This window comes from Mesorhizobium bavaricum (assembly GCF_056781655.1).
In genome coordinates, this window is the sequence record NZ_CM165566.1 from 4839470 (window position 1) to 4862886 (window position 23417).

Here is a 23417-nt window from a genome sequence, read left to right on the forward strand (position 1 = left end):
TAACACTGCGGCTTCCGGTGTGTGCAAGACCTGACGTGCCTTTTTTCACGGTTCATTGGGGGAATACCGGATTTGTTCTTTGCCGGCACTGTGCACTGCCGAACGATTGCCCTTTGACCGGGTCGACCCTATGTTGCGCCGCAACGCAATTTATCGAGGAAATGACATGCGCTATCTGCACACCATGGTCCGCGTCGCCGACGTCGATGCCTCGCTCGACTTCTACTGCGCCAAGCTCGGCCTCAAGGAGGTGCGCCGCTACGAAAACGAGCAAGGCCGCTTCACGCTGATCTTCCTCGCCGCGCCGGAAGACGAGGAGAGCGGCGTCAACGAAAAGGCGCCGCTGGTCGAACTGACCTACAATTGGGACCCGGAAGACTACAAGGGCGGGCGCAATTTCGGCCACCTCGCCTATGAGGTCGACGACATCTACGCCACCTGCCAGCATCTGATGGACAATGGCGTCACCATCAACCGGCCTCCGCGCGACGGCAACATGGCCTTCATCCGGTCGCCGGACGGCATTTCGATCGAGCTCCTGCAGAAAGGCCCGGCCAAGGCCAAGGCTGAACCGTGGGCGTCAATGGCGAACACCGGAAGCTGGTAGGCTTCGACCATGGCGCCGGGCAGAGATTGCCCGGCAGCCTTTGGCATTTTGCACGACGGCACCTATCTATCCGGCTGTCGCGCCAGGCTTGCAAGTCTGGCGCCATGTCAAGCAATGGGCGCCTGCCCTCCCGGAGAATTCACTCATGCCGACCAGCCGTGCCGAAGTCCCCACCGAACATGCCAGCCGCTATTTGCAGCAATTGTGCAAGCACTGGGCGCATAAATTCCCCGTCGAGTTCGATCCGAACCACGGCACGATCGATCTCTCGCTCGGGCGCGCCGTCATGGATGCCGATGCGAGCGCACTGCTTATCACGGTGTCAACCGAGGAAGGCGGATCGCTGGAGCGCCTGGAAAGCGTCGTCGCCGATCACATCAAGCGTTTCGCTTTCCGCGAAGAACTGACCTTCGACTGGAAGCCCGCCACGGCAGCTCAAACGACCAGCTAAGCTCCGCCGGCCTGACCGGCCATCTCCTGTAGCGCCAGCACCGAGCGCCAGTTGCGCGCGGTGCCCGGTACTTTCAGCGTGCGCGGGATCAGCCCGGCAAAAACCGATTTGCCAAGCCCGTCCGGCGCGTGCAGATAGAGCACGTCGCCCTTGATTTCGAACCGTTCGGGGCCGGTACACTTTTCGGCCAGCCGCGCCACCTCATCGCCTGTCGGCTCGCGCTCAAGCACATAGGCATGGAGCTTGGTCGGCTCTTCGGCGATCTCCGGGTATGGATTGTCCGCGACCAGCCGCTCGAACCAGCCGAGATCGCGCACCATGATGCGCGAATGAAATCCCCATTTCTTCTCGAAGGCTGTTTCGATCTGTTTCGTCAGCGCCGCCGCGTCAGCCTTCTTCGCCCGGAACACAGCGTTGCCGCTCTGCACATAGGTGGCGACATCGGAGAAGCCGAGATCCTCGAAGAACGACCGCAGTTCCGCCATCCTGACGATACGGTTGCCGCCGACATTGATGCCGGAAAACAGTGCGACGAAGGTTCTTCCTCGACCACTCATATGATGAACCCGGCCAGTGTCTCGTTGTCGGTGATGTCCTGATACTGGACGCCCTCGGCCTCGAAGTTCGCCTTGAGCAGGTCGAAATTGCGGCGATCCCTGGTTTCGATGCCGATCAGCACCGAACCGAAATTGCGGGCCGATTTCTTCAGATATTCGAAGCGGGCGATGTCGTCGTCGGGCCCAAGCAATTCAAGGAAATCGCGCAACGCACCCGGCCGCTGCGGAAAGCGGATGATGAAGTATTTCTTCAGGCCCTCGAAGCGCAGCGCCCGCTCCTTCACGTCCGGCAGCCGCTCGAAATCGAAATTGCCGCCCGAAACCACCGCGACGATCGTCTTGCCCCTGATCTCCTTCTTCGAAAAATCCTTGAGCGCGTCGATCGCCAGCGCGCCAGCCGGCTCCAGCACGACGCCTTCGACATTGAGCATCTCGATCATGGTGGCGCAGAGCCGGTTTTCCGGGATCAACCGCACGGTGTCGGCCGGAAAATCCTTGAGATGACGCAACGGCTCGCGGCCGATCTCGGCCACCGCGGCTCCATCGACGAAATTGTCGACCTTGGCGAGCTTCAGGCGCTTTCCGGCAGACAGGCTTTCGCGCAGGCTCGGCGCGCCGGCCGGCTCGCAGAAGACGAAGCGCGCTTCCCGGCCCTGATCGGCGAAATAATGGGTGACGCCGGCGGCCAGTCCGCCACCGCCGACCGGCAGCAGGATGATGTCGGGCATCCGTGCGCCCGGCATCTGATCGGCAATCTCATAGGCGACAGTCGCTTGCCCCTCGATGATGTCCTTGTGGTCGAAGGGCGGCACCATGTGAGCGCCGGAACTTTCGGTGAATTCGAAGGCGGCGCGATAGCAATCGTCGAAGAAGTCGCCGACCAGCCTGATCTCGACGAAATCGCCGCCGAACAGCCTGGTCTTGTCGATCTTCTGCTGCGGCGTCGTCACCGGCATGAACACCACGCCGTTCTTGCCGAAATGGCGGCAGACGAATGCGAAGCCCTGCGCATGGTTGCCGGCGGAAGCGCAGACGAACAGTTCGGCCTCGTTGCCGGCCGCGAGCGTCTTGCGGAAGAAGTTGAAGGCGCCACGGATCTTGTAGGAGCGCACCGGCGACAGGTCCTCGCGCTTCAACAGCACCCGCGCACCGGTCTTCTTCGACAGATAGTCATTCTCCTGCAGCGGCGTTTCCGGAAAAATCTGGCGGATCGCGGCGGCCGCGACTGCAACACGGGAAGAAAAACTGTTCATCGGAAAACCACCTCGCACCGCGTGTCGTCTGCGGAACCTCTATCATCGATCGGGCCGCGCACCGGCTGTTGTTGAGCGCCCTGCCGTCGCGCGGCCCGATCCCGGCTATTGCATATCCGGCCCCGCGACGCCATTGTCCGGCCATCCATGCCCCTCCGCAACGGGCATTCGCAGAATCCTTGCAAGCACTTGGAGGCGTTTGTTCATGCCTGTCGCGTCGGTTGGCCTGAAATCCATGTTGTTGCCGGAATTCGGCGAACCGACGGTGATGCCGCTGGTTGCGCGCGCCAGTCACGAAAGCCGCATCGCGGCGCTGACGGCAATAGGCACCAAGGCCGGCCTCGACGCCTTCGCCATCTACGGCGACCGCGAACACGCGGCCAATGTGGCATATCTCTCAGGCTACGATCCGCGCTTCGAGGAAACGCTGCTGATCATCGTCCCCGGACGGCAGGCAAAACTTCTCGTCGGCAATGAAGGCTGGGGCTATGCCGAACTCTGCGACGGGCCGTACGAGCGCGTGCTCTATCAGACCTTCTCGCTACCGGCGCAGCCGCGCGATCGCTCGGACGCGCTTCCCGACATCCTCGCCGATTGCGGCCTGAAACCCGGCCAGCGCATCGGCGCCATTGGCTGGAAGCCGTTCGGCGCGGGTGACACCGGGTTCGGCGAAACGGCGCTCGACCTGCCATCCTTCATCGCCGATACGCTGCGCGCGCTCGCTGGCGACAAGGGTTCGGTTGTGAACGCGGCCAATCTGCTGATGAACCCCACCGACGGCCTGCGCGCCCTCAACGAGGCCGACCAACTGGCTGCCTTCGAGTTTGCAGCGACCTTCACTTCGCAGGGGCTGCGCAATGTCCTGCAAGGCATCGAGCCCGGCATGACCGAACTGCAGGCGGCCCGGCTGATGGGCATGAACGGACTGCCGCATGGCTGTCACCCGATGCTGTCGGCAGGCAAGCGCGCCGCCTATGGCCTGCCCAGCCCGCGCCTCGATGTCATCCGGCGCGGCGACCCGATCACCATGGCCTATGGCATCCAGGGCGCGCTCAATGCGCGCGCCGGCTTCCTCGCCGAGGATGCGTCCGAGCTTCCACCGGACATCCGCGACTATGTCGACAGGCTGGTCGCGCCCTATTTTGCCGCCGTCGTCGACTGGTACGAAGCAATCGGCATCGGCACCGCGGGGGGCACGCTGTGGAAGGCGGTGCATGACCGCATAGGCGATCCGTTCTTCGGTGTTTCACTCAATCCAGGCCATCTCGTCCATATCGACGAGTGGATGCATTCTCCGGTGTTTTCCGGCTCCGACATCAGGCTGCGATCCGGCATGGCGCTACAGGTCGACATCATTCCGGCGACCGGCAGCGCCTATTTCACCACCAATATCGAAGACGGCATCGCGCTCGCCGACGAGCCTCTGCGCGAGGAGATCGCAGCGCGTTATCCCGAGGCCTGGGGCCGCATCGAGGCGCGGCGCGGCTTCATGGCGGATGTGCTCGGCATCCGCCTCAAGCCGGAGGTACTGCCCTTTTCCAACATTCCGGCGTTTCTCCCGCCATTTTGGCTTTCGCGCAACAGTGCGATGGCCGTAACCGGGCGCTGATCATATTTCGGCTGGACACGACTTAGTTCTGCCGCACTCTGGCTGTCCGGAGGTGTCGCGGGGGTAGACAGGCCTTTTGGCCGGAGTTGGAATTTCTAAGTGCCTTTGAAGAAGATCTTTGCCGTTGTCCTCGCTTTGCTCGTTTCCGGCTGCGCCGGCACGCAAACACAGGAACTGCTTGGCAGCGCCATCGTCGCTGCGCCGGTGACGGAGATTGCCGGCAATCACAGCATCTTCATCGCCACGACGCGCAAGAAGTCCGACGATCCAAACAAGGTTTTCGACGGTGAGCGTTCGGCCACGCTGAATTACGCCCGCGTCAATGTCACGGTGCCAGGTGCCCACCAGACCGGCCAGATCGAGCGCCGTTCGCGCGGCAAATCGAATGACCCGGCCAAGTATTTCATGGCATCCGAAGTCGTCGGTTACGATACACAGCCGAAATTCTCCGCCGCCCTCAACGCCGACATCGCGGCGCGTGGCGGCCGCGTCATGGTCTTCGTGCATGGCTACAACACCGGCTTCGACGACGCCGTCTACCGCCTGACCCAGATCGTCCATGATTCCGGCTATCCGGGCACGCCAGTCCTGTTCTCGTGGGCCTCAGGCGCCAAGACCACCGACTATGTCTATGACAAGGAGAGCGCCAGCGCGGCGCGTGACCAGTTGGAAGTGACGCTGCGGATGCTGGAGCAGTCCGGCGCGCGGCGCATCGACATTGTCGCCCATTCGATGGGAACCTGGGTCACCATGGAAACGCTGCGCCAGATGGCCATCAGCGGCGACCGCGATCTCGGCGGCAAGCTCGGTGACGTGGTGCTGGCCTCGCCCGACATCGATGTCGATGTGTTCAAGAGCCAGATGCGGCGCTATGGCAAGCCCGACAAGCCATTCATCCTGCTGTTGTCCGACGACGATCGGGCGCTGAGGCTCTCCGGGCTGATCGCCGGCTCGCGGCCGCGCGTCGGCGACTACAAGGATGCCGCCGATCTTGCCTCTTACGGCGTGACGGTCGTCGACCTCTCGAAGGTCAAGGGTAGCGACAGCTTCAACCACACCAAATTCGCCGACAATCCCGAACTGGTGAAGATGATCGGCCAGCGGCTGCGCGACGATGACGGTTTTGCCAGCGATCGCGACGTGACCGATCGCATTGGCCTGCTCGGCCAATAGATGCATTCGCGAGGCTTTCGCGGTGCCAGTTCAGCATTGCGGACATATCGCTTCACTTTGAACTGGACCGCGCCGGCCTCTGGCTTTATCGGAATAGCCAGCGACGTCATGCGTTTGACGTCCCCCTTTGCGGGAGCCGGCGTGTGACCGTGCGTTTGAAGAGTTTCCTCATCGTCGCGTTCGCGCTCGCTGTCACTGGCTGCGCCGGCCAGAAGACGCATGATCTGCTCAACAAGACGACGGTCGCGGTGCCCGCCTCCGACATTGCGGCGACGCATGAGATCTTCGTCGCCACGACACGCCTGAGGGCCACAAAGGACCCGCGACAGGTGTATGGCGGCGATCGCTCGCTGACCACCAGCTTTGCGCGGGTCGACGTCACCGTTCCCAAAAGTCACAAGGTCGGCGCCATCGAGCGGGTCAAGGGATCCGCAAACAGCAATCCAGCCAAGGATTTCACCGCCAAGGACGTCACCTTCTACGAAGGCGCGCCGCAATTCGCCAAGGCGGTTGGCGCCGACATCGCCATGCGCGGCGATCGTGCGCTGGTTTTCGTGCACGGCTTCAACAACGGCTTCGACGACGGCATCTACAGACTGACGCAGATCGCCCACGACACCAAATATCCCGGCACGCCGGTGCTGTTCTCCTGGGCGTCGAGCGGCAAGCCGACCGGCTATATCTACGACAAGGAAAGCGCCAACGCGGCGCGCGACGACCTCGAAGCGACGCTCAGGATGCTGACCAAGACGCGCGTCAAGAGCATCGACATCATCGCTCACTCGATGGGAACGTGGGTGACGATGGAGGCGCTGCGCCAACTCGCCATCACCGGCGACCGCGACCTCGACGGCAAGCTCGGCTATGTCATCCTGGCCTCGCCGGACATCGATGTCGATGTGTTCAAGAAGCAGATGATCCGCTACGGCAAACCCGACAAGCCGTTCGCCATCCTGCTCTCGGCGGATGATCGGGCTCTCAAGCTGTCCTCCCTGATCTCGGGCGACAAGCCGCGTGTCGGCGACTACGGCAATGCGGCCGACCTCGCCAGCTATGGCGTGTCGGTCGTCGACCTTTCCCAGGCCAAGGGTGGCGACCGCCTGAACCACGCAAAATTCGCCGACAACCCGATCCTGGTGCAATTGCTCGGCGACCGCCTGCGCGCGCCAGCCGGCCTAGCCTCGGCCGAACCCGATCAGGCGCAGCTCAACAATCTCGGCCAGGGCCTCGGCAAGGCGGTCGGCTCGGTGGCCGAGGTCGTCATCACCACACCGTTCAAGGTGCTGACCATCGCCACTGGCGGGTGAAAAACCGAGCGCTGACGACCGATCTCAAACGAAGAGATCGACCTTCTGGAATGTCGTCACGTCGATCAGCCCGACGTCGGAAATCCTGAGTTCCGGAATGACCACCAGCGCCAGCAGCGAGTGCTGCATATAGGCGTTGTTCAACGAACAGCCCATCTTGCGCATCGCCTCGGTGAGCTTCTCGGCCTTGGCGGCAACGATCTCCGCCCGCTCGTCCGACATCAGCCCGGCGATCGGCATTTCAACCAGCGCCAGTTCCTTGCCTTTCGAGAACAGCACGACACCGCCGCCGACCTCCCCCAGTCGATTCACGGCCAGCGCCATGTCCTGCTTGTTGGTGCCGACGACGATGATGTGATGGGAATCGTGCGCCACGCTGGAGGCCATGGCGCAATCGCCCATATAGCCGAAGCCGGAGACGAAGGCGTTGGTGACACCGCCGGTGCCCCTGTGGCGCTCGACCAGCGCGATCTGGCAGACATCGTTGCGGCGATCCATCGCGACCAGCCCGTCCTCAACCGGCAGGTCGGCCTCCAGCGCCCGGGTCGGTGCCTGGTTCTCGATGACGCCGATGACCCGCACGCGCACCTCATTGGCGCCCTTGGGGGCCGCAATGTCGAAGTCGCCGGCCTTGAGTTTCTTGCCGAGCTTGACGGTGTTCTTCGCCGTCTTCGGGTAGTCATAGGCTGGAATGTCGATTTCGAGCTTGCCGCCCTTGGCCAGCCTGACGCCGCGCGCATAGACCTCATCGATGGTCATGGCGGAAAGATCCGAGACGATCAGCAGGTCGGCCAGCCGCCCTGGCGAGATCGAGCCGACCTCGCGTTCCAGTTTGAAATGCTGGGCGGTGTTGAGCGTCGCCATCTGGATTGCCGTCACCGGCTTCAACCCCTGTTGGATGGCGTGGCGCACCACCCGGTCCATATGGCCCTCATGGACCAGCGTGCCGGAGTGGCTGTCGTCGGTGCACAGGATGAAGTTGCGCGGGTCGATGCCGCTCTCGGTCACCGCCTTGATCTGCGAGGCGACGTCATACCAGGCCGAGCCCAGCCGCAGCATCGCCTTCATGCCCTGGCGCACACGGGCAATGGCATCCTCGGCGCGCGTACCCTCGTGATCGTCCTCGGGGCCGCCGGCGACATAGCCGTGGAACGGCAGGCCGAGATCGCGCGAGGCATAGTGGCCGCCAACCGTTTTTCCTGCTTTCACGGTAGCCGCGATCTCGCCGGACATGACCGGGTCGTTGGCGGCGACACCGGGAAAGTTCATCACCTCACCCAGCCCGATGATGTTCTCCCACGTCATCGCTTCCGCCACATCGGCGACCGTCAGCTCGGCGCCGGCATGTTCCAGCCCCGGCGCCGAAGGCACGCAGGACGGCATCTGCACATGCACGTTGATGGGCATCGCGACGGCTTCGTCATGCATCAGCCGCACGCCCGGCAGGCCCAGCACATTGGCGATCTCGTGCGGGTCGATGAACATCGAAGTGGTGCCGTGCGGAATGACCGCGCGGCAGAATTCGGTCACCGTCACCATGCCGCTCTCGACATGCATATGCGCGTCGCAGAGACCGGGCACCAGATAGCGCCCAGCGGCGTCGACCACCTTGGTGCCCTGGCCGATGGCATGGCTGGCGTTCGGCCCGCAATAGGCGAAGCGCCCGCCGGCAATGGCGATGTCGGTGCCGGCGATGATCTCGCCCGAATGGACGTTCACCCAGCGGCCGTTGCGGATGACGAGATCGGCAGGTGTGCGGCCCATGGCGACATCGACCAGCTGCGTCGCCATTTCGGTCCAGGGTTTGGGTTTCGTCGCATGGGCCGACGGCTTCTTTGCCATGAAAAACTCCTGTTTGCCCGACTGTGCCAAGCCGGTGGGGTTTTGACCAGCGTCAAACAGCGGAGAGCTTGGGATCTACTGCGCCTTATGGAGCCTACTGGGCCTTCACGTCGATCGTGACTTTCGCCTTTCCGGCCGAAATCCGTTCCGCCAGACGGCTGAGTTCACCCTTGGCGAACCGGCCGCTGATCAGGACCTCGCCGCCGAGGATGGGTTCGACCAGCCGCGGCGACATCACGACGCTGCCGCCGACGCTGAGATCGATCGTCCTTCCGACATTCGCCTTGGTGAAGGCTGCGAATGCCTGCGTACTGTCCGGTGTCATCTTGAGGTTGAGCGCCACTTGTCCTGGCGCCGGATCGGGTACGACCACCGCCTTGGCAATGGCCAGCGTCAATGGCTCGGCCATGCCGAGGCCGCAGGCGAGGAGCGCGATGGCCGCTGCGGCGATCAGGCGAAACAAGGCACGCATCAGGATTTTCTCCTTAAACCGCCGATCTTGCACGGCAATGCTGCCGCGGCAATGCCGCCACTTCGGGCTGCCCTCCCGGGCACGGCGAGAGCGACATCGGCCGAAATAGGATTCCGTTTTGTCGCAAATCGGGTTAGGTTCCTCGCAAGGACCTTTCTGAACCGCCATTTCGGGGAGTTCGATGTGCGTCGCCTGATGGTCGCAAGTGCCGGTTTTCTTGCCGCTCTGGCCGTGCCGGCTTCCGCGGCCGACCCTATGGTCGACGTGCCGATGACCGCGCCCGGCTTCGACTGGACCGGCTACTACGCCGGCCTGCAGGCCGGATACGGCTGGGGCCAATCCGATATATCAGGAACAGAGGGCGAGCCATTTTCCGCCTCGCCCAACATCGACGGCGGTTTTGTCGGTGGCCATATCGCCGGCCTGTGGCAGTTCGACCAGGCGGTGCTCGGCGGCGAGGCCGACCTCAACTATTCCTCGGTCGACGGCACGACCGAAGCGGAACCGGGAAACACGTTCGGCACCGACATCAAATGGTTCGGGTCGATCAACGCCAAGGCCGGCTACGCCATGGACCGCGCGCTGGTCTACGGCATTGGCGGCATCGCCTTTGCCGGCATCGAAACCTCGCAAGCGACAGGCACGGCCTTCGACAGCTCACGCACGAGTGTCGGCTGGACCGTGGGCGCCGGCGTCGATTACGCGCTGACCGACAAGTTCGTCGTCGGCGCGCAGTATCGCTACTACGATTTTGGCTCCGAGCATTATGACGCGTCCGGTGATTTCACCGACCGCGATCAGGATGTGAAGCTGAACACAGTCGGCATCAATCTGAGCTACAAGTTCTGAACCTCACCGGCAGCGGGACGCCACCGGCCAATATCGTAGCTGCGATTTCAAGGGGGCGGCCGACGCTCCCAGTTGGGCGGGGTAATGGGTTGGGCCTGAGAGGCGCCGGCCGTAGCGGATCTGATCCGCCGAAGAATATTGTAGCAGGGCCTGCAGCGCGCATAATTCCGTGATCACACCAGTACCGCCACGCCAGCTTGTCTGGTTTCCGCATTCAGACGTGGCCGAGAACACGACTTGACGGCCTGCGTCTGGCGTCTGAAAAGGGCTGGCCTGCGGACGTGGCGGAATTGGTAGACGCAAGGGACTTAAAATCCCTCGATCTCTGATCGTACGGGTTCGATTCCCGTCGTCCGCACCATTTTCGGCTGCCGCGCCTCCAGGCAAAGGAGGCTGCCTCGGACGATCCAGGGACCGCAACCGAACGGCAGCCGGCGTGCGGTGTCCCGCCGGTGACTTGGCGAAAGCTTTCACGGCCTCTCCGGTGAGGCCAGCGCCCTTACTTGATGTAAACCAGCACGTAGCGGTTCTTGTAAGGCTGGTAATACTTCGTCCCGCATTTCCAGACCACGGCCCCACCGCTGTAGGTGGTCTTCACGCATCCTTTGGGCAGGGTCGTGATGTAGATGGTCGTCCTCTGGATCACGACCGTCTTTGCTTCCACCGGACTGACGAGGCGAAACCCCAAAATGCCGTCCAAGCCGTTGCCTGCCACCGAAGAGATCGCAAGCATGCCACAAGTGACGACCGCGCGACTGAACAAGGTGCTACAGATCATAAGCTTTCCCCTTCCTCTCCTTACCAGGCAGCCTACCAGCAACGGGTAAAGTCTCAAAGAACTTAAAATCCCTCGGCCTCTGATCGTACGGGTTCGAACCCCTTCGTCCGCACCACGTGGTCGCCAGTCGCTTCATGCCCTTAGGACGTCCCTGCGAGGGTCTGGACGCGTGTCCAGAGCCGTTCGCGCATCTCGCAAGTGCATCTGGACACCAGCCGCCATGAGTCGCATTCTGCTTACGGGGGAAGGGCGTGGATAAGCTTAACATAGGTGCTGATCAGGCTAATCGTTGGCGAGACCGCGCTCTGCACGGTCGCCGGAGGCGCCTTTCGCATAACGTCGTGTCGTGGGCGATCATCGGCCTGGCGCTGGCTGCCGGCCTCGCTGTTAGATTCCTCGCCCGCGATTACACGCCAACAGATGCCGGCCTCTTCGTCCAGTGGTATGAACTGGGTCTTTCGGCGGGGGCGGACAGCCTGCGGCAGGGGCTGACGAACTACGCTCCGCTGTACAGCTATGCATTCTATGCCATCACACTTCTGCATGACCGGCTGCCGGTCTTCGCCTCCATCAAGCTGATATCGCTGCCCTTCGAATTGGGTTGCGCGGCTATGGCCTATCGGCTCGTCGCAACCTCGACCAACTCGTTCACTCGGCCAGCTTGGGCATTTGCAGCGGTCTGGCTGGCCCCGAGCGTCATCTTCAATGGCGCCCTGTGGGCCCAAGCCGATGCGATCTGGACGTTCTTCATCATGGTTTCCCTGCATGCGATCTGCCAGAGACGCCCGGTTGGGGCCATGGCGGCTTTCGCATTCGCCGTGAGCATCAAGCTGCAGGCCATTTTCTTCGGCCCCATGATCTTCGCCCTCGTTCTGCGACGCGAGCTCCACTGGGCATGGCTGGCTCTGGTCCCAATTGTCTATGCGCTGACCGCCGTTCCTCTGCTCCTACTCGGCAGGTCCGTCCTTGACGTGCTGCTGGTTTATCAGGCCCAGGCCGAGTTCTTCCAGGAGCTCTCCAAGAACGCCGCGAACCTCTGGATCTTCGTGCCAAACGAGTTCTACCACGCAGGGGTCGTTGTCGGCCTGGTGCTCGCCGCGCTGGCGGGATTAGCGTTTTCATTGAGAGTTGCCCGTGAGGCAGCCTGGACGCCGCTGTTTGCCATCCTGGCGGCGGCTGTCTGCCTGCAGCTGATGCCGTGGGCGCTGCCAAAGATGCACGAGCGCTACTTCTACGCCTTCGAGATCACCATGATGGTCGCCGCGTTCGCCGAGCCTCGCTTGACCTTTCTTGCCCTGGTCGCCCAGATTGACGCCCTTATCACCTATGTCGGCGTCGACCTCAACGACCACAGCGGACTTGGCATATGGGGGCCTCCTTTTGCCGCCATGATCAATACCGTCCTCCTAGTTGCCATGATCCGCCGGCTGACAACAGATCGCTATTTCGACGCAAGTCCCGCCTTCATGGCGGTGATAGTGTCGTACGTTCTTTGGACCCTGGTCGTGGCGGGTGCGGGGCGCGACAAAATGTTGACCTACTGGCCGGCCGCGAAGGACGACATCGCGGGCCTTTCGGCTTTTCTCCTGATCCTCGGCCTGGTCTCCTCGTCGATCGCCGCATCTTCATGGATCATCCGCAGTCGTCGCAAGCGCCCGTGATCCCCCATTTTTGCCGCCGGCTTTTAGGGATACCGCTTTCGACCAGTTCCGATTTAGAATTTCGAATATGGAATCGGTTTTCGACGATCTCAGCAAAGCCTTGGAAGGCAAACGAAACAACGCTCGGGTCGCGGTCACGTTGTTGGTGCTCGCTGGCATCGTCGCAGTAGGCCTTGGCATTGTGATTGCCTTGGACGGAAGACCTACATCCGAGATCCGGCAAAGCCCTCACAATCTAAAGATGTGGGGGGAGCGGCACGTCGTAGGTTAAGCGGTTATCACCCCATGCTTTCGTCGATTGATCGCGACATTCCAATGTCTTGACGACCAGACGCCGCGCGAGAACTTGGCTCGGGTTTTAGGTGGTACAGGCCATCGGCAAAGCGGCTTCGGCAGGATCGAACTCCTGTCAAACGCGCCCTTGCGATTGAAACTACACCTTTCGGCGGTAGCCTTCATGCGGATGCGCTCTGGCTCTTATATTAGAGTGAGAGCATGCTTCGGCTCAGCCAGCACAGCGCCTCCTCGAGCCTGGCTGGTCAGGCCCAGCGGCCACCGCTGCTAGTCCCCCACGACCCAAGCCGCTGGGCCGCCCCGGTAAAAAATCCGCTCCCGTCAGCGCTTTACTTTCGGCGTGATCTCCTCGACCCCCACCTTGTCGCCGGTCTCCTTGCCGCCGCCAGCATTTGGCCTTGTCTCTGGTGGTCAGCACGGGCCGCCAATGCAGCTTCTCGAAAACGCTCACGATGTAGGAGGTGGCCGGTTTATGCTCCACCTTTGGCTACTACCTTCGTTCATATGGGTGTGTTCCGCTTATATTAGCAGAAGCATATATATCGTCGCCAGCCGGCGCCGCCCCAACCCGCCCCGCCGGTCAGGCCCGGCGGCCTAGCTGCCAATCACACTGGCAACCAGGCCGCTGGGCCGCCCGGTGCCGGGCCGTTTCCCACAGCAAAGCCGGCATCATCGAAACAGCGAAATGTGCTCCCGCCCCCACTCGCGCTGAAATCGTCGAGCACCCCCGCGCGAGGCGCCCGCTTGCACTCGCCTTCGGGTTGCGCGATTATTGCCTTGGGGACGGACGAAGGGGAATCAGATGGCGGCTGAAAAAAGGGCAATAGCTCTCGCAAAAAGGACGATAGCTCTCGAAAAATGGGATGTAACGATGAGCGAGGAGATGGGCCAAGTCGTCTTGCGCATGTTCCCGACGGCAGGCGAACCGTTCCCGGTCCTCCTTAGCCCTGGTCAGGCAACGAGATTGGGCCGTGATCTGCAGGATCCAAAGTTTCTTCCGAAACCTACGGTTCAATGACTGCTTGGCGCTCTGACTTGGCGCTATCGAAAGTTGGCTCCAGTCGCGATTGCGCTCCCTCTGCTGGCCCGTAGTCAGGAGTGGCCGTGAAGAACACCGGTCTGCGGTCGCGGCCGTGATGTTTCGCGACCGAAGAGCCGCCACCAGATCCCAATGTATTGAGCCGTGATCCGGGCCAAGCCTGTCGACCGGCGCTTGCTTACGACTTTGTCGCTTTGCAGCACACCTGACATCCCTCTGTTGCCAATAGCCCTCCGAAAGCTGCGCGGCCAATAGCGGGGGAAAACGTCCAAACAGGGTTCTGCTGCAGAGTTGCTAATATTAGGATTGGCTTTAGCCGGCTTGCCCCAACAAGAAACCCCAAGCCGGTTAGGCTCGGCGGCCTCTCGCCACCCCGACGGCTGTCGAGCCGCCTGAAAGCTTATGGCTGAACTGAAAGCTTATGGCTGAATGAAAAAGCCTCGCCGCTCCATTTGCGAAGCGGCGAGGCCCCCACCCGCCCCGACTGCCGGCCCCAACACCCGGCATTGCTGACACTGCAATTCTGATGCCAGCGCAAATGACCCATTACGGGACATCTGCGCGCGCTGGCTCAGGCGGCGTCGGCCAGGATTGGTCCGGCGGGAAACGCGGGCTGGGCAAGCTTGGCACGGTTCTTGCTCCCATAACTTCAGGCACGCCGGCGCAGAGACGCTGTTCCACATCGACACCGGCGTGTGAGGTTGGGACAATGATGTCGCGTAAGCTTCTGTTCGGCCTTCCCGCAGTGTTCCTGGTCACGGCCTTGGGCATAGCCCTCTTGTCGTCCGACACCTCATGGGGATTTCTGACGGCGACCCAATCCGGTTCGGTCTTTTGTTCAAGCGGTCCATCACGCGAGACCGTATCGGCTTCAGCGTCGCGGACGTTGCCGTCATGTGGATAGCACAGACAAAAATCGGCAATGAACAGGCTCCTGCAGCGGCGTCTTGCCGGGATTGGGTCATGGGGCGTTGGGCCTTGATCACCCGGTTGGCATCAGCGTTTCGCGAATTCGTTGCACCTCGCTACCGGCCAGAACTCCACTATATGCGCGGCCCCGGGCCGGCCTGCGCGCGCCGCATGCGCGCACGCTGAAACCAAACGACAGGATGTAAGGCGCCAGAAGGCCGGCGCTTCAAGCAGGGATCGGGTTCAGCTTCAAATGCTGGATCAGGATGATGGTCTTGGCGTCGATGATGCGGCCATCGGCGATGCCGGCCAGCGCCTCCTCGAGCGGCATTTCCAGCACTTCGATGTCCTCGCCTTCGTCCGCTGCACCGCCGCCGGCCGAGATGCGGTCGGCGGGCGAATAGCGGGCGACGAAGAACCAGAGCCGCTCGGTGACGCTGCCGGGGCTCATATAGGGTGAAAACAGCCGCTCCACATTCTGCAGCCGGTAGCCCAGTTCTTCCTCGGCTTCCTTGCGGATGCAGGTTTCCGGATCGTTTTCGTCCAACAGGCCGGCACAGGCCTCGATCAGCGGCTCGCGATGACCGGTGACGTAGGCGGGATAGCGGAACTGGCGCACCAGAAGCACGGTCGAGCGCGAGGGATCGTAAGGCAGGATCACCGCGCCGTCACCGCGATCGTAGGTCTGGCGGATCTGCGTCTCCCACTGCCCGTCACGCCGGCGGTAGTCGAGGACGGTCTTCTTCAGGACAGCCCAGTCGTCGGAGAGGATTTCCTCCGAACGGATGCGGATGCGATCTTCCATCATGGTCTCCATGCCAAAGCGCGGGCGACGCGCTTCATGCTCCTGTCTATGCATGTCGTTCTCCCAAAACCGGGGCCATTTTTGGGGCGACATGCATTGGCTGGTTGAGGCGTAGCCGCGAACCGGCGTTTGCGCAATGCAGGCAATCGGTCCAAAAAGGCGTGTCACCGTCTCGTGTCTGGCGCGCCTTCGATCCATTGCCTAGATAGCGGCTTACCCCTCCCGGAGCCCTTTTTCATGACAGCATCGCTTTTCCAGCCGATCACCCTCGACGGCCTCAACTTTCCCAATCGCATCGCGGTCGCGCCGATGTGCCAGTATTCCGCGGAAGATGGCTCGGCCAGCGACTGGCACCTCTATCACTGGATGAACCTTGCCATGTCCGGCGCCGGCATGATCACGGTCGAGATGACCGATGTCGAGCGGCGCGGGCGTATCACGCATGGCTGCCTTGGCCTCTATTCCGAAGACAATGAGGCGGCCGCCCGCCGGACCCTGGATGCGGCCAGACGCGTCGCCGCACCCGGCACGAAGTTCGGCTCGCAGCTTGCCCATGCCGGCCGCAAGGCCTCGAACCGCAAGCCCTGGGAGGGCGGCGGGCCGCTGCAGCCAAATGAGGATCCCTGGCAGACCATCTCGGCCTCGGCCATCGCCTACGACACCGGCTGGAACGTGCCGCGCGCGCTGGAGGACGAGGAGATCCTGCAGCTCATCGAGCGCTTCGCCGAGGCGGCAAGGCGGGCCGAGCGCGCCGGCTTCGACTTCCTCGAACTGCATGCCGCGCACGGCTATCTGATCTTCCAGTTCCTGTCGCCATTGTCCAACCAGCGCACCGACCGCTGGGGCGGCTCGCTGGAAAACCGCATGCGCCTTGCCGTCGAGATCGCCAAGGCGGTGCGCAAAGCAACGCCAAAGCTGATGCTCGGCGCACGGCTGTCGGTGAAGGACTGGGTCGATGGCGGCTTCGACGTGGAAGACGCGATCGACGTGGCGAAAGCACTCAAGGACGTCGGCGTCGCCTATCTCTGCTGCTCGAGCGGCGGCAATTCACCGTTGCAGAAATTGCCCACGGGCCCCGGTTACCAGGTGCACCTGGCGGAAGCCCTGCGCAGGGGCGCCGGCATTCCGACCCGTGCGGTTGGCCTGATCGACGACCCCAAGCAGGCCGAGGCGATCGTCGCCGAGGGCCGAGCCGACATGGTGGCGCTGGCGCGGGCCTTCCTGGCCGATCCACGCTGGGGATGGCGTGCGGCGGCCACGTTCAGCGAGACAATCCACCCGGCACCGCAGCTTGCCCGCTCGGTGACGACGATGCAGCACTGGATGAAGGCGGCGGGCTGATCGGCCCGTTCTGCCGATACCGGGGCGGTCCCTGCCCGTAGTTTCTGGACAGTTGGCCACAGCTCCGCTTCAATTCTGTTCGCGAACTGTTACCTTGGGTAAGGCTGCGGCGGGCTCGCCCGGGCTTGGGAGGAAATCATGTCGTTCAGGGCATTGTTGCCGGTTGCAGCGCTGACAGCCGTGGCTGGCCTTTGGATTGGCGCATCGACGCCGGCCGGCGCGCAATATTGCGAGGGCACGGTGCACGGCCTGTCCAGCCGCTACAATCTGGCGACCGGCAGCGGCTTTCTCGCTGTGCGGACACGGCCGAACTCGTCGTCGCGGATGATCGGACAGCTGTTCAATGGCGACCACACCGAAATCTTCGACCGGCGCGGCAACTGGTATCAGGTCGAGATCGGCGGCAGGACCGGCTGGGCAAACGCACGCTGGCTGCACAACGATTGCGGCTACTGACACGCCCGTGCATGTCACCCAAAAGTGGATCCGGTTTTGGGATAACGACATGCATCAAACAAAGAGCTAAAGCGCGTCGCAAACGTGACGCGACGTTTGGGCGCAGCCTAACGGCCACGGTTGCAACCAAATTGGCTGATTTGCGTTGCGGCCATGATGGACAACAAACCTTTTGAAGTGCCGGTCGTCGTCGAACTTGGCCACGTCGGCAAATATCGCCATATCCGCAGTGCCCAGGAAGCGGCGGAGTGCCTGATGACCGTGTGGCCGCTCAATCGCGGCCAGCGCCATCGTGAAGCCCTCGACACTTGCCTCAAAGTGCTGGAAGGTTATCGTTCGACAGCGGATGCGCGCCGGGCGCTGATTGAAGCCGCCAAGGAATCGGAAGTGCTGGTGCCCGACGACAAACTGCGCGACGACCGGCTGCATTGAGCAGACGGGCCTTTCAACTGGAGGTTTTCATGGCGAAGCTGACTTACAAGATCGTCGAGCATGACGGCGGCTGGGCCTACAAGGTCGGAGCGACCTTCTCGGAGACGTTTCCCACGCATCTGGACGCGCTGCGCGCCGCCGAAATCGCTTCGGCCGAGCAGCAGGTCGCCGGAGCCACGGACGGCATCCAGTACGAGGACGCCGAAGGCAAATGGCACGAGGAACTGGCCGACGGCCGCGACCGGCCGCAGACGGAAGTCTCCGACTAATTTCAATATTGGGCAGGCAGCACGCCGACCGCAGACGTCCGGAGAGAAGACGTTCCGGGGCCAGCGACTGCCCTGCGGGCTCTAGCTTGCGAGCATGATTTTTGCCGAAAACCGGTACCCACTTTCGGGATCATGCTTCGACTATTTGCCGCAATACTGATCGTTCACGTTCCCTTGGGCATTCGCATCGGGACCGGCGGTGTTGGAGGCACAAGGCCCGGCCGGGCCGAGATTTCCCAAAGTGTTCAATCCTGAGCGATCGCCGTTGATGCTTCCGGTGGTGCTGTTGTCGACAGCCGAGGATTGCTCGTTGCCGAAGAGCCAGTTGTGCTGGCTGGAATAGGTGCTGTCCGACGATTGCGCCATTGCCGATGTGGCAAGACCGATCGTCAGAACGGAGGCTGCGAGAAGTTTCGTGACCATTGAATTACTCCGTGTCTTGGCCGCCTTGGGTGCGACACGGGTAAAACCGGCAATCAGCCGAATGGTTCAGTGAAATTGTCGTGAGGCCGCGGTGATGTCCGGCCAGCGAAGGCCCGGTTGGCGACGCGCTTGATGAAGGCCACGATCCGCTCCGGCGCGACGAATTGCGGCATGTGCCCCATCCCCTCGACCAATTCGAAATCGAGCCCCTCGATCCTTGACCTCATCGGCGCGCCCTGGGTGTGAAAGCGGGTCACGCGATCGGCATCGCCGAAGAGGATGCCGGCCGGCATGGCGATCTCGCCATAGCGCCCTTCGATGCGCCCAAGGTCGCGCTCGATCGCCACGACATCGGAGGACATGGCATAGAAATGGGCTGGCCTGAGCCCGAGCCACCCGCCTCCCGCGACCATGTAGTCGCCAGGCAGGACCTGCGGCGCGAAGATGAACTCCATCGTCGGCAGCGCATATCTGAGGCTTGTCGGTATCGCCAGAGTATAGCTCATGATCCAGCGCCACAGGCGTGACGGAATGTAGAGTGAGCCGAATTTCTCGCGCCCATCGGCTTCCATGTGCGTCAGCGGCGCCAGGAGCGCGATGCCAGAAATCGCCTCGGGGTGTTCCACTGCCAGGGCTAGCGCAATGGCGCCGCCCAGGGAATGACCGACGACCAGCGGCTTTTCCAGACTGAGCGCTTCAATGAAGCGGCGCACGATCTCGGCCTGTTCGGGCAGCCGGCCCGTCGCGCCGCTCGCCCGCACCGAATAGCCCGCCCCCGGTCGATCGAGCGCGATCAACCGGTAGCCCGGACCAAGCCGCCCGAACAGAGTGTGCCGGAAATGATGGAGTTGGGCGCCAAGCCCGTGCAGGAAGACGATCGGGCTCCCCTCGCCCTGGTCGACATAGTGGATGCGGTTGCTGTCGATTTCGATGAATTTTCCGACCGGCGGCACCAGCCTTTCGGCCTTCGCCGCGATCCACAGCGTCGCCAGCACCAGACAGGCGATCCCCAGGATCGCCAGCGACAACAGAACGGCAAGCAGCCACGACAGAATCGACAGAAGCATTGTTCACCCGAACGAGAACCAGCTTGAGCTTAGCCGCATCCGGTGCCGCTGCAACCTTGCATCGAAACCCGGCGGCCCAAGGACCACCGTCGATAGTTGATTTGCTGGCCCGCTCAGGCAGCATTGCGACGGCTGCCGCGCCGCGCTATCTGAGGCGAGCCGTCCTGCCGGAGTGTTCCATGCCCGAAATTGTTACCGCCGCCATGCTCGTCATCGGCGATGAGATTCTGTCCGGCCGAACCAAGGACAAGAACATCGGTCATCTCGCCGATATCATGACGGCGATCGGCATCGACCTGAAGGAGGTGCGCATCGTTCCGGACGAGGAAGACGAGATCGTCGCGGCGGTGAATGCGGTGCGGGCGCGCTACACTTATGTGTTCACCACCGGCGGCATTGGCCCGACGCATGACGACATTACGGCCGATTCCATTTCCAAAGCCTTTGGCGTGCCTTGCGAATACGACGCCAAGGCCTATGCCATGCTGGAGGCAAGCTATGCCGCGCGCGGCATCGAATACACCGAGGCCCGCAAGCGCATGGCGCGGATGCCGCGCGGCGCCGATCTCATCGACAACCCGGTGTCCGTCGCGCCCGGGTTTCGCATCGGCAACGTCCATGTCATGGCCGGCGTACCGTCAATCTTCCAGGCCATGCTCGACAATGTCGTACCGACGCTGAAGGCCGGCACCAAGATGCTGTCGGCAACCGTGCACTGCCCATTCGGCGAAGGCCTCATCGGCGGACCGCTGGGCGACATCCAGAAAGCGCATCCGGACACGATCATCGGCTCCTATCCGAAATATGGCGATGGCAAATTCTGGACCGAACTGGTCGTGCGTGCCCGCAGCCAGGAAGCGCTGGATGCAGCTCGGGCGGACGTCGAGGCGATGGTGGCCGGGTTCGCCAGCAGTCCCGGCTGATCTGGTCCAGACCGGAACCAAGCACGACGCTGGAACGTTTGCTTCGCGCGAGTCCGGTCGCTCGTAAACTGAGGGATTTACCATGCGATTCAAAACCATCGTCGCGATTCTGCAAAACGAGCAGGACGCCGAGCGCGTGCTGGACTGCGCCATTCCACTCGCCAACCGGTTCCAGAGCCATTTGATCGGTATCCATGCCGAAACGCTTCCGGTGCCCTACACCTCGGCCACCGGCTTTCCGGACACCGAGTTCCTACAGGTTTCGGCCGACATGAACCGGGAGCGGGCCGAGAGGCTGCAGGCCATTTTTCTCAAGCATATCGAGAATTCCGGGCTTTCCTTCGAGTGGCGAAGCCTGGAAAGCTTTTCGGGCGACAGCGCGCTGACCGGCATTTCCAGCGTGCGCGCCGCCGATCTGATCATCGCCGCGCAGCGGGAGACGGGCGGCGATCCGAGCGCCGATGTCGATACGCTGGTCTATGATGCCGGCCGGCCAGTGCTGGTGGTGCCGCATGCCGGCCCGCTGGTCACCACCTTCAAGCATGTGCTGCTCGCCTGGAACGGGAGCAAGGAAGCCGCCCGCGCCGCCTTCGACGCGCTGCCCTTCATCATCGAAGCCGAGAAAACCGACATATTGGTCATCGATCCCCCCGACACGCTCGACGAGAGCCCGGAGGCCGCCGGCGCCGAAATTGCATCCGCCCTGTCACGCCACGGCGCCACCGTCAGCGTCTCGGTGCAGAGGTCGGGCGGCAACTCGATCGACGACATCATCCAGACCAGGATCGCGGAGACCGGCGCCGACCTGCTGGTGCTCGGCGCCTACAGCCACTCGTGGCTGCGCCAGCTTCTGTTCGGCGGCGTGACACGCAGCGTGCTGCGCACGGCGCAGGTAGCGGCCTTCCTGTCGCGGTAAGTCCACAGCGATCGCTGTCCCCTGCCCTTGCCAAGGCCAAGGCTTTCCAGTTAATTCCGCGCGCATTCCCTGTTGTCTTGCGCGCGATCCCCGCGTGCTGCGGAGTGCGCGACATGTCCCTTCCCGAAAAAGCCTTTCCGGTCTCCTGGGACCAGTTCCATCGTGACGCCCGCGCGCTGGCCTGGCGGCTTGCGGGTGCCAACAAGGGGCAATGGAAAGCAATCGTCTGCATCACCCGTGGCGGGCTGGTTCCGGCTGCCATCATCTCGCGCGAACTCGGCATCCGCGTCATCGAGACGGTCTGCGTCGCTTCCTATCACGACTACACCAGCCAAGGGCAGCTGCAGGTTCTCAAGGAGATCACCCCTGCCCTGCTGGCCGACGACGGCGCCGGCGTGCTGATCATCGACGACCTGACCGACACCGGCAAGACGGCGGGCATCGTGCGCGCGATGATGCCGAAGGCGCATTTCGCCACCGTCTACGCCAAGCCAAAAGGCCGGCCGCTGGTCGATACTTTCGTCACCGAAGTCAGCCAGGACACCTGGATCTATTTCCCGTGGGACATGGGCTTCACCTATCAGAAGCCGATCGCTGACGACCACGCCGGCTGATTCGCAACAACTGCCTCTTCCAGATCAGCCGCCTCTGTCGGGCATCAGTTGCTTCCGCAAATGGTCCCGGCAGGCCAGATATTTGCGAAATCGACGTTCCTTGGCGAAAATTGGCCAGACGAGCAAAAGTTTTTACTTTTATTGCTTATGATTGGCCGTAAGATTCGTGAGACGGCAAACGATTCTGGAGGCTGGGGCTAGCTTCTCCGATGTTAACGAGGCCAACGACGCACAATCATCTGGCCGAAAGGGTCCGGCGGCTCTTCGGCACAGCGCCATGCCGCCTGCAGGTCGCCGCCCTGCCCTGGCGCGACAACGGAAACGGTGTCGAGATCATGCTGATCACCAGCCGCGATACCGGTCGCTGGGTTATCCCGAAAGGTTGGCCCGAAGCCAAAGAGCCGCTCTGTGAGGCCGCGGCGCGCGAGGCCGGCGAGGAAGCCGGGTTGCGCGGAACGGTGTCGCACCTTGAGGCCGGCCGTTACTTCTACGCCAAGGTGTTGGCTTCCGGCGAAGAAGTGCCGTGCGAAGTCCTGGTGTTTCCGCTACACGTCGACAAGATCGCCGATCGTTGGAAGGAAAAACACTCGCGTACCCGCAAATGGGTCAGTTCCAGCGAAGCGGTGCGCATGGTGAACGAACCCGACCTTTGCCAGATCATCGCCTATTTCTGCGCCGACCCGCACAGATTCCCCTAGCCGTTGGCTTCCCCTTGCCGGCTCATCTCCCGCGTGTATCACAGCCGATTCGCAACCCTGTGATGCGTCGTGAAATGGTTTGCTAATCATTGGCGGATAAGAATCGCGCCGATCGGGCGCTTTATCTATGGCAAACCCTGTAAACCCACTTCAGCAAGATTCCGGCGAGCCTCAGCGCGAACGTCGTCCGCGCGTGCTCAAGGGCGGATCGATCATCACCGGGATTCAGAACTCGGAGGTCGGTTGCACGCTGCGCAATCAGCACGAGGGTGGCGCCGAACTGAAGATACCGCTGGAAGCACGGGTCCCCGACCACTTTCTTCTTTATGTGCCGCTCGACGGTGTTGCCTATCGGTGCGAGGTTCGCTGGCGCCGCAATGATCGCATCGGGGTGCAGTTCACCGGCACCGAGCCAAAGCCGAAATTGCATTACGGCTGATCCGCCCAGGGGCCGCAGCGGTTGTGTTTGGGCGACACATGCTGGCGCCAGCCCTGTCGGCGGCAAAATCGCCTGCGCTGAAGCTCAATTCTATCCCCGTTATCCACATATGTGACACACAAGATGTTGGGGTCACAAAAGCTACGCAAACGAATCCTTGACGGCGCAAAACGAGTCGCCTTTTATAGGCCATGCGCTCCTGTTGAGAGTGCGACCGGAAAGTTCTGAGCCCG

At 62.4% G+C, this 23417-nt stretch carries 24 protein-coding genes and 1 tRNA gene; 17 read left to right on the forward strand and 8 right to left on the reverse strand.

Annotated features, from left to right (window positions below; all coding sequences use genetic code 11):
• The first annotated feature begins 166 nt into the window (after positions 1-166).
• Together AC1RZR_RS23810 and AC1RZR_RS23815 are read left to right on the forward strand one after the other, a co-directional pair.
• Positions 167-607 carry a VOC family protein gene (locus tag AC1RZR_RS23810; RefSeq protein ID WP_095090732.1) on the forward strand — a complete coding sequence of 147 codons (441 nt, stop codon included), beginning with the start codon at positions 167-169 and terminating at the stop codon, positions 605-607.
• A 145-nt stretch (positions 608-752) separates the two neighbouring features.
• Positions 753-1058, forward strand: a complete 306-nt coding sequence (locus tag AC1RZR_RS23815) for a DUF2218 domain-containing protein (RefSeq protein ID WP_481826164.1) — start codon at positions 753-755, stop codon at positions 1056-1058.
• Here the strand turns inward: AC1RZR_RS23815 and AC1RZR_RS23820 are convergent.
• Both AC1RZR_RS23820 and ilvA read right to left on the reverse strand, forming a co-directional pair.
• Positions 1055-1615: a DUF1697 domain-containing protein gene (locus AC1RZR_RS23820; protein ID WP_481826165.1), complete on the reverse strand. Its 561-nt coding sequence runs from the start codon at positions 1613-1615 to the stop codon at positions 1055-1057. The genes AC1RZR_RS23815 and AC1RZR_RS23820 overlap by 4 nt on opposite strands.
• Positions 1612-2868: a threonine ammonia-lyase IlvA gene (ilvA, locus tag AC1RZR_RS23825; protein WP_481826166.1), complete on the reverse strand. Its 1257-nt coding sequence runs from the start codon at positions 2866-2868 to the stop codon at positions 1612-1614. The genes AC1RZR_RS23820 and ilvA overlap by 4 nt, the downstream gene beginning before the upstream one ends.
• Positions 2869-3073: 205 nt before the next feature.
• Between ilvA and AC1RZR_RS23830 the strand changes: the two genes are divergently transcribed.
• The 3 genes from AC1RZR_RS23830 (at position 3074) to AC1RZR_RS23840 (ending at position 6957) form a co-directional block, all read left to right on the forward strand.
• Positions 3074-4477, forward strand: a complete 1404-nt coding sequence (locus AC1RZR_RS23830) for an aminopeptidase P family N-terminal domain-containing protein (protein WP_481826167.1) — start codon at positions 3074-3076, stop codon at positions 4475-4477.
• A 99-nt stretch (positions 4478-4576) separates the two neighbouring features.
• On the forward strand, positions 4577-5650 hold the full coding sequence (locus AC1RZR_RS23835) for an alpha/beta hydrolase (protein ID WP_477275202.1): 1074 nt from the start codon (positions 4577-4579) through the stop codon (positions 5648-5650).
• Between the two features lie 143 nt (positions 5651-5793).
• Complete coding sequence (locus AC1RZR_RS23840; RefSeq protein ID WP_481826168.1) at positions 5794-6957, forward strand: alpha/beta hydrolase; 1164 nt, start codon at positions 5794-5796, stop codon at positions 6955-6957.
• Positions 6958-6981: 24 nt separating this feature from the next.
• Here the strand turns inward: AC1RZR_RS23840 and ade are convergent, their stop codons facing one another.
• Positions 6982-8799: an adenine deaminase gene (gene ade / locus AC1RZR_RS23845; protein ID WP_481826169.1), complete on the reverse strand. Its 1818-nt coding sequence runs from the start codon at positions 8797-8799 to the stop codon at positions 6982-6984.
• 94 nt (positions 8800-8893) lie between these two features.
• Complete coding sequence (locus AC1RZR_RS23850) at positions 8894-9271, reverse strand: SecDF P1 head subdomain-containing protein (protein ID WP_481826170.1); 378 nt, start codon at positions 9269-9271, stop codon at positions 8894-8896.
• Positions 9272-9454: 183 nt separating this feature from the next.
• Between AC1RZR_RS23850 and AC1RZR_RS23855 the strand changes: the two genes are divergently transcribed.
• Positions 9455-10120 (forward strand): outer membrane protein, encoded by a 666-nt coding sequence (locus tag AC1RZR_RS23855; RefSeq protein WP_481826171.1) that lies wholly within the window; start codon positions 9455-9457, stop codon positions 10118-10120.
• Between the two features lie 275 nt (positions 10121-10395).
• A tRNA-Leu gene (locus AC1RZR_RS23860) sits at positions 10396-10481 on the forward strand.
• A 138-nt stretch (positions 10482-10619) separates the two neighbouring features.
• Here AC1RZR_RS23860 and AC1RZR_RS23865 read toward each other — a convergent pair.
• Positions 10620-10898 carry a hypothetical protein gene (locus tag AC1RZR_RS23865; protein ID WP_481826172.1) on the reverse strand — a complete coding sequence of 93 codons (279 nt, stop codon included), beginning with the start codon at positions 10896-10898 and terminating at the stop codon, positions 10620-10622.
• Between the two features lie 341 nt (positions 10899-11239).
• Between AC1RZR_RS23865 and AC1RZR_RS23870 the strand changes: the two genes are divergently transcribed.
• Positions 11240-12559 carry a hypothetical protein gene (locus AC1RZR_RS23870; RefSeq protein ID WP_481826173.1) on the forward strand — a complete coding sequence of 440 codons (1320 nt, stop codon included), beginning with the start codon at positions 11240-11242 and terminating at the stop codon, positions 12557-12559.
• Positions 12560-15027: 2468 nt separating this feature from the next.
• Here the strand turns inward: AC1RZR_RS23870 and AC1RZR_RS23875 are convergent.
• Complete coding sequence (locus tag AC1RZR_RS23875) at positions 15028-15606, reverse strand: NUDIX domain-containing protein (protein ID WP_481829107.1); 579 nt, start codon at positions 15604-15606, stop codon at positions 15028-15030.
• A 237-nt stretch (positions 15607-15843) separates the two neighbouring features.
• Here AC1RZR_RS23875 and AC1RZR_RS23880 point away from each other — a divergent pair, with 237 nt between their 5' ends.
• The 4 genes from AC1RZR_RS23880 to AC1RZR_RS23895 all read left to right on the forward strand — a co-directional run bounded on the left by AC1RZR_RS23880 (position 15844) and on the right by AC1RZR_RS23895 (position 18104).
• The gene (locus AC1RZR_RS23880) at positions 15844-16947 is read left to right on the forward strand and encodes an NADH:flavin oxidoreductase/NADH oxidase (RefSeq protein ID WP_481826174.1); all 1104 of its coding nucleotides are present in this window, start codon (positions 15844-15846) and stop codon (positions 16945-16947) included.
• A gap of 138 nt (positions 16948-17085) precedes the next feature.
• Positions 17086-17403, forward strand: a complete 318-nt coding sequence (locus AC1RZR_RS23885; protein WP_481826175.1) for an SH3 domain-containing protein — start codon at positions 17086-17088, stop codon at positions 17401-17403.
• A gap of 153 nt (positions 17404-17556) precedes the next feature.
• The gene (locus tag AC1RZR_RS23890) at positions 17557-17835 is read left to right on the forward strand and encodes a DUF982 domain-containing protein (RefSeq protein WP_477275220.1); all 279 of its coding nucleotides are present in this window, start codon (positions 17557-17559) and stop codon (positions 17833-17835) included.
• Between the two features lie 29 nt (positions 17836-17864).
• Complete coding sequence (locus AC1RZR_RS23895) at positions 17865-18104, forward strand: hypothetical protein (RefSeq protein ID WP_481826176.1); 240 nt, start codon at positions 17865-17867, stop codon at positions 18102-18104.
• Between the two features lie 141 nt (positions 18105-18245).
• On the opposite strand, the gene AC1RZR_RS23900 is transcribed toward AC1RZR_RS23895, so the two are convergent.
• Both AC1RZR_RS23900 and AC1RZR_RS23905 read right to left on the reverse strand, forming a co-directional pair.
• The gene (locus tag AC1RZR_RS23900) at positions 18246-18527 is read right to left on the reverse strand and encodes a hypothetical protein (protein ID WP_477275223.1); all 282 of its coding nucleotides are present in this window, start codon (positions 18525-18527) and stop codon (positions 18246-18248) included.
• Positions 18528-18580: 53 nt separating this feature from the next.
• On the reverse strand, positions 18581-19594 hold the full coding sequence (locus tag AC1RZR_RS23905; protein ID WP_481826177.1) for an alpha/beta fold hydrolase: 1014 nt from the start codon (positions 19592-19594) through the stop codon (positions 18581-18583).
• Between the two features lie 179 nt (positions 19595-19773).
• Here AC1RZR_RS23905 and AC1RZR_RS23910 point away from each other — a divergent pair, with 179 nt between their 5' ends.
• The 5 genes from AC1RZR_RS23910 to AC1RZR_RS23930 all read left to right on the forward strand — a co-directional run bounded on the left by AC1RZR_RS23910 (position 19774) and on the right by AC1RZR_RS23930 (position 23184).
• The gene (locus AC1RZR_RS23910) at positions 19774-20517 is read left to right on the forward strand and encodes a competence/damage-inducible protein A (protein ID WP_481826178.1); all 744 of its coding nucleotides are present in this window, start codon (positions 19774-19776) and stop codon (positions 20515-20517) included.
• 82 nt (positions 20518-20599) lie between these two features.
• Positions 20600-21433, forward strand: coding sequence for a universal stress protein (locus AC1RZR_RS23915; RefSeq protein WP_477275229.1), 834 nt, complete (start codon positions 20600-20602; stop codon positions 21431-21433).
• 113 nt (positions 21434-21546) lie between these two features.
• Complete coding sequence (gene gpt / locus AC1RZR_RS23920) at positions 21547-22047, forward strand: xanthine phosphoribosyltransferase (RefSeq protein WP_006200882.1); 501 nt, start codon at positions 21547-21549, stop codon at positions 22045-22047.
• Between the two features lie 209 nt (positions 22048-22256).
• Complete coding sequence (locus AC1RZR_RS23925) at positions 22257-22745, forward strand: NUDIX hydrolase (protein ID WP_477275231.1); 489 nt, start codon at positions 22257-22259, stop codon at positions 22743-22745.
• 127 nt (positions 22746-22872) lie between these two features.
• On the forward strand, positions 22873-23184 hold the full coding sequence (locus AC1RZR_RS23930) for a PilZ domain-containing protein (RefSeq protein WP_477275233.1): 312 nt from the start codon (positions 22873-22875) through the stop codon (positions 23182-23184).
• Positions 23185-23417: the final 233 nt, after the last annotated feature.

Bases quoted from the DNA above. Each gene is read 5' to 3' on its own strand.
- AC1RZR_RS23810 (WP_095090732.1), top strand. From the start codon at position 167: ATGCGCTATCTGCACACCATGGTCCGCGTCGCCGACGTCGATGCCTCG.
- AC1RZR_RS23815 (WP_481826164.1), top strand. From the start codon at position 753: ATGCCGACCAGCCGTGCCGAAGTCCCCACCGAACATGCCAGCCGCTAT.
- AC1RZR_RS23820 (WP_481826165.1), bottom strand. From the start codon at position 1,615: ATGAGTGGTCGAGGAAGAACCTTCGTCGCACTGTTTTCCGGCATCAAT.
- ilvA (WP_481826166.1), bottom strand. From the start codon at position 2,868: ATGAACAGTTTTTCTTCCCGTGTTGCAGTCGCGGCCGCCGCGATCCGC.
- AC1RZR_RS23830 (WP_481826167.1), top strand. From the start codon at position 3,074: ATGCCTGTCGCGTCGGTTGGCCTGAAATCCATGTTGTTGCCGGAATTC.
- ade (WP_481826169.1), bottom strand. From the start codon at position 8,799: ATGGCAAAGAAGCCGTCGGCCCATGCGACGAAACCCAAACCCTGGACC.
- AC1RZR_RS23850 (WP_481826170.1), bottom strand. From the start codon at position 9,271: ATGCGTGCCTTGTTTCGCCTGATCGCCGCAGCGGCCATCGCGCTCCTC.
- AC1RZR_RS23865 (WP_481826172.1), bottom strand. From the start codon at position 10,898: ATGATCTGTAGCACCTTGTTCAGTCGCGCGGTCGTCACTTGTGGCATG.
- AC1RZR_RS23875 (WP_481829107.1), bottom strand. From the start codon at position 15,606: ATGGAAGATCGCATCCGCATCCGTTCGGAGGAAATCCTCTCCGACGAC.
- AC1RZR_RS23880 (WP_481826174.1), top strand. From the start codon at position 15,844: ATGACAGCATCGCTTTTCCAGCCGATCACCCTCGACGGCCTCAACTTT.
- AC1RZR_RS23885 (WP_481826175.1), top strand. From the start codon at position 17,086: ATGTCGTTCAGGGCATTGTTGCCGGTTGCAGCGCTGACAGCCGTGGCT.
- AC1RZR_RS23890 (WP_477275220.1), top strand. From the start codon at position 17,557: ATGATGGACAACAAACCTTTTGAAGTGCCGGTCGTCGTCGAACTTGGC.
- AC1RZR_RS23895 (WP_481826176.1), top strand. From the start codon at position 17,865: ATGGCGAAGCTGACTTACAAGATCGTCGAGCATGACGGCGGCTGGGCC.
- AC1RZR_RS23900 (WP_477275223.1), bottom strand. From the start codon at position 18,527: ATGGTCACGAAACTTCTCGCAGCCTCCGTTCTGACGATCGGTCTTGCC.
- AC1RZR_RS23905 (WP_481826177.1), bottom strand. From the start codon at position 19,594: ATGCTTCTGTCGATTCTGTCGTGGCTGCTTGCCGTTCTGTTGTCGCTG.
- AC1RZR_RS23910 (WP_481826178.1), top strand. From the start codon at position 19,774: ATGCCCGAAATTGTTACCGCCGCCATGCTCGTCATCGGCGATGAGATT.
- AC1RZR_RS23915 (WP_477275229.1), top strand. From the start codon at position 20,600: ATGCGATTCAAAACCATCGTCGCGATTCTGCAAAACGAGCAGGACGCC.
- gpt (WP_006200882.1), top strand. From the start codon at position 21,547: ATGTCCCTTCCCGAAAAAGCCTTTCCGGTCTCCTGGGACCAGTTCCAT.
- AC1RZR_RS23925 (WP_477275231.1), top strand. From the start codon at position 22,257: ATGTTAACGAGGCCAACGACGCACAATCATCTGGCCGAAAGGGTCCGG.
- AC1RZR_RS23930 (WP_477275233.1), top strand. From the start codon at position 22,873: ATGGCAAACCCTGTAAACCCACTTCAGCAAGATTCCGGCGAGCCTCAG.